This is a genomic window from Cupriavidus sp. GW823-FHT06D04 (assembly GCF_058795055.1).
Map to the genome: position 1 here is coordinate 1 of NZ_JBXAHL010000091.1, position 3623 is coordinate 3623.

General features: G+C 60.2%; 2 protein-coding genes. Both read left to right on the forward strand.

The window, feature by feature from the left end:
• Positions 1-456: 456 nt before the first annotated feature.
• Positions 457-1380, forward strand: a complete 924-nt coding sequence (gene kce, locus AC1Q7H_RS39640) for a 3,5-dioxohexanoate:acetyl-CoA acetone transferase (protein ID WP_492382503.1) — start codon at positions 457-459, stop codon at positions 1378-1380.
• A 662-nt stretch (positions 1381-2042) separates the two neighbouring features.
• The gene (locus tag AC1Q7H_RS39645) at positions 2043-2912 is read left to right on the forward strand and encodes an AraC family transcriptional regulator (protein WP_153957073.1); all 870 of its coding nucleotides are present in this window, start codon (positions 2043-2045) and stop codon (positions 2910-2912) included.
• Positions 2913-3623 lie beyond the last annotated feature (711 nt).

Consider the following 3623-nt stretch of genomic DNA (forward strand, 5'->3'; position numbering starts at 1 on the left):
CACTGTATCCCGCCAAATACGTCGTGCGCGGCGGTGAACGCCTGCCCGAAGCCCCTCGCGTGTGAGGGTGGTGCAGCAATCGTGCATCTGCATGCGGGCGACCCAGGACCGCCAGCCGGAGCGTCGAGCGATTCGAGCCGATCCACGCAGCGGTCCGGGCCCGCTCAGACTGAGTCGTGAATCTAACGACCGGCGGCTCGCTAACCATGCGCCTCGAAGAGCGCTTGCGCCGCGCCATTAGGTTCAGCGCGCGCCATGCTCGGACTAACGGAAGCGAGGTCTCGGCCCCGCTGCATCCTAAAAGCTCGTTCCGAAGATAAAAGGAGACAAGTAAATGAAGTCAACCTGCCCTAAAGCCGGCAACATCAGATTCAAGCTTGCAAGCATCGGAGCATCGCACGCGAGGCGCGCTGGGTCCCGAGCTGGCCAACGGATGCGGATTTCCTGATTCATATCATGAGCAAAGTCATCATCACATGTGCTGTCACCGGTGCGATTCATACGCCCTCAATGTCACGGTATCTACCGGTCACACCGGAAGAGATCGCCGAAGCCTCGGTCGGCGCGGCGGAAGCGGGCGCCGCGATCATTCACCTTCATGCACGCGATCCTGTCACGGGCAAGCCGGACCAGAGCCCTGATGCATTCGGCCGATTCTTGCCGCAAATCAAGGCACGCACCGATGCAGTGTTGAATATCACCAGTGGCGGCTCGCCCTACATGACGATTGAGGAGCGCATTCAGCCGTCGATGCGCTTTGCGCCCGAGGTGGCTTCGCTCAACATGGGCTCCATGAACTTCGCGCTATTCCCGATGCTCGCGCGCTTCAAGGATTTCAAACATGCATGGGAGCGCGAAGCGTTGGAAGCCAGTCGTGACCTGATTTTCCGAAACACCTTCAAGGATATTGAATACGCCCTGGCGCAATGTGCCGCCAATGACACGCGTTTCGAATTCGAGTGCTACGACGTGAGCCACCTCTACAACTTGGCGCACTTCGTCGAGCGCGGTCTAGTCAAGGCGCCGTTCTTTGTTCAGACCGTGTTCGGCATCCTGGGAGGTATCGGCACGCATCCTGAAGACGTGTTGCACATGAAGCGGACCGCCGACCGGCTGTTCGGCAATGACTATCGCTGGTCGGTGCTGGGGACAGGCAAGGATCAGCTTCGCCTTGCAGCAATGTCTGCCAGTATGGGCGGAAATGTGCGCGTCGGATTGGAAGACAGCCTGTGGCTTGGACGGGGCACGCTCGCCGAGAGCAATGCAGCGCAGGTGCGGCAGGCGCGCCAAATTATCGAGGGGCTTGGACTCGAAATCGCCAGCCCGAACGAAGCCCGGGAAATTTTGCAATTGAAGGGCATTGGGAAAGTCAAGTTCTGAGAAGGAACAGGGTCGAAGTTTTTTGCCCAAGCAAACCACGTTGCCAGGCCCATGGGGCTGCGCGCCGAGATCACGCGCCCGGCGGGCCGACGCTGCAATCGGCCAGCAGTGCCTTTCACGGGGATGTAGGAACTCCATCGGCTAGACCTATGTCGCGGATCTACTGTGCTTTTGATGCCATTGCGCCGCCGCCTCGTTGATCAACTCATCTCGGGCTGCCCTGGCCGCACTTCGATCGCCTGCTGATGGGCAGGGATTCACTGCTTCAGCGGGCGGAACAGCGAGGGGCGCGGACTGTCTTCTCGAGCAGCAAGTGCGATGCTAGATGAGGCCAGCAGAGTCAGAACGCGCTGGCCATAGCACCATCGAATGCCACTATGCCGGCGGCCAAGGGCGGGGGCAGGCCGTCGGACGCGCCGGTGATCTGACAGTATGCAACGGGCCCCTTGCGGGTCCGATGTCTTGGCTCTTCGCATCGCCGTTGCTTCAGACCAGCACGAGTCGAGCCAAGGTGTACGATGCGCTGGGGGCAAAGCGAACGCGGTTCATGCGTCAGCGACCCCCTCCCCATAAAGGGTATTCACCAGCGACTGATTCGCTTGCGAGGTCAAGGGGCTGCGCGCACAATGAGGCCGGACGCAAGGTCGAAGCGGAGGTAAGCAATGCATCGTCACCTAGACTCACAAGCTGAATACCGCGAGGTTGGGGGCGAACTCGTATCCGCCACCATTGTTGACTCGCGCACCACACATGTTGAAGTCCTCGCGCGCCGAGCGACCGGGCCCATCTCTTGGCGTTTTCGTCAACCGCGGCTCGCGCTGTTCTGGTTTCGGAACGGCCTCAAAGAGTTACATCTGGAGCTCGACGGCCGCCGCATCCACTCGGGAATAAAACAAGGAAAAAACCTTGCGCTGTTCCCGGCCTCGATTTCAGTCGAAGGCGAGTTCGATGTAGCCCCGGACTTCGACTACACGGTGGTCTTCCTCGACCCGATCGTTGCCCCCGACGCCGGCTGCCACTTCAATCGGCCGCTGATTGCCTTTGGCAACGAAGATCTGCAACGTGGCCTTTCGGTCCTATGCCGTGAGGCGCGCAATGCCGACAGCCTTTACGGGTTGTTCGCGGAGGGCTGGGCAATGCAAGCCCTCGCCCTACTGGCGCGGGTCGACACCAGCCAGGCAGCCGCCAATCGGCCGTGCGGTGGCCTCCCACCTAGCAGCTTGCGGCGCGTTATCGACTACATCGAGGCCGACTTGTCGCGGCCGTTCACGATCAAGGGCTTGGCGCAAGTCGCTGGTATCAGCCCCCGGCATTTCATGCGGGCTTTTCGCGAAAGTGCCGGGCAGACGCCCTTGCGCTTTGTGTACGGTCTGCGTCTCGAGCGGGCCAAAGAGTTCCTCCTGGATCCTCGTCGCACCGCAACTGAAGTCGCGCTGGATTGCGGCTTCAGCCACGCTCAGCACTTCAGCACCGCATTCAAGAAGGCAACCGGCGTCACGCCGTCCGATTTCCGCAGGGCTGCGACGCGCTAATGCGTTACGCGGCCCTGGGTGCCGTAGTGGCGTTCGTCATCGTGATTTCCTTCAAGGACAAAGTGCGGCGGATCGCACATCAAACTAATCCAGACTTCATGATGGCCACCCCGAACGGAGTGGCCGCTGCGCGGTAAGCCGCTTCGGGCTACGCCCTTCGCGCTTTGCCGCGCAGCGAGTGACACAAGACTTACCCCACTTCCTGGGACCAACCGATGGAGAGCTCACGCTCGAAATACATCTACGTTGTCGGTCAACCATTCGGTCAACGAACGTGGGGCCTTTCCGGTCAGTTCTTCGACCGTCGGACGTCGTTTCGGCGATCACAGACTCGCGGAACATTTGGTCGCCAGGCAGCCTGATCGACGTTATTGAGCCCAAGGTATTCCTTTGCCCGCTGATGTTCGTAGAGGCGTGGCGACGCAGATACGTCGAGCGCAGGGATGTGATTGTGGGCGCACGAAGCTTCAGCAACGCTTTCGCCGAGTGCTGATTCGATACAACGGACGGCCGGGGCTCACATGAAGAGCAGCAGTACCGCGGCGCCGTATTGGCGATCAGGCAATCAACTCGAAATCGCACGTTAAGCGTTGCGCCTCACGGTGGGCAGCAGCAAAGTCCTGCGCGCCATCGAGAGCCTGTCAGATTTCTTGTGTGTTGAGGTCATGAGACGATATCGAAAGAAACGCCCTTATGACCGAAACAACAAGC

Bases quoted from the DNA above. Each gene is read 5' to 3' on its own strand.
- kce (WP_492382503.1), top strand. From the start codon at position 457: ATGAGCAAAGTCATCATCACATGTGCTGTCACCGGTGCGATTCATACG.
- AC1Q7H_RS39645 (WP_153957073.1), top strand. From the start codon at position 2,043: ATGCATCGTCACCTAGACTCACAAGCTGAATACCGCGAGGTTGGGGGC.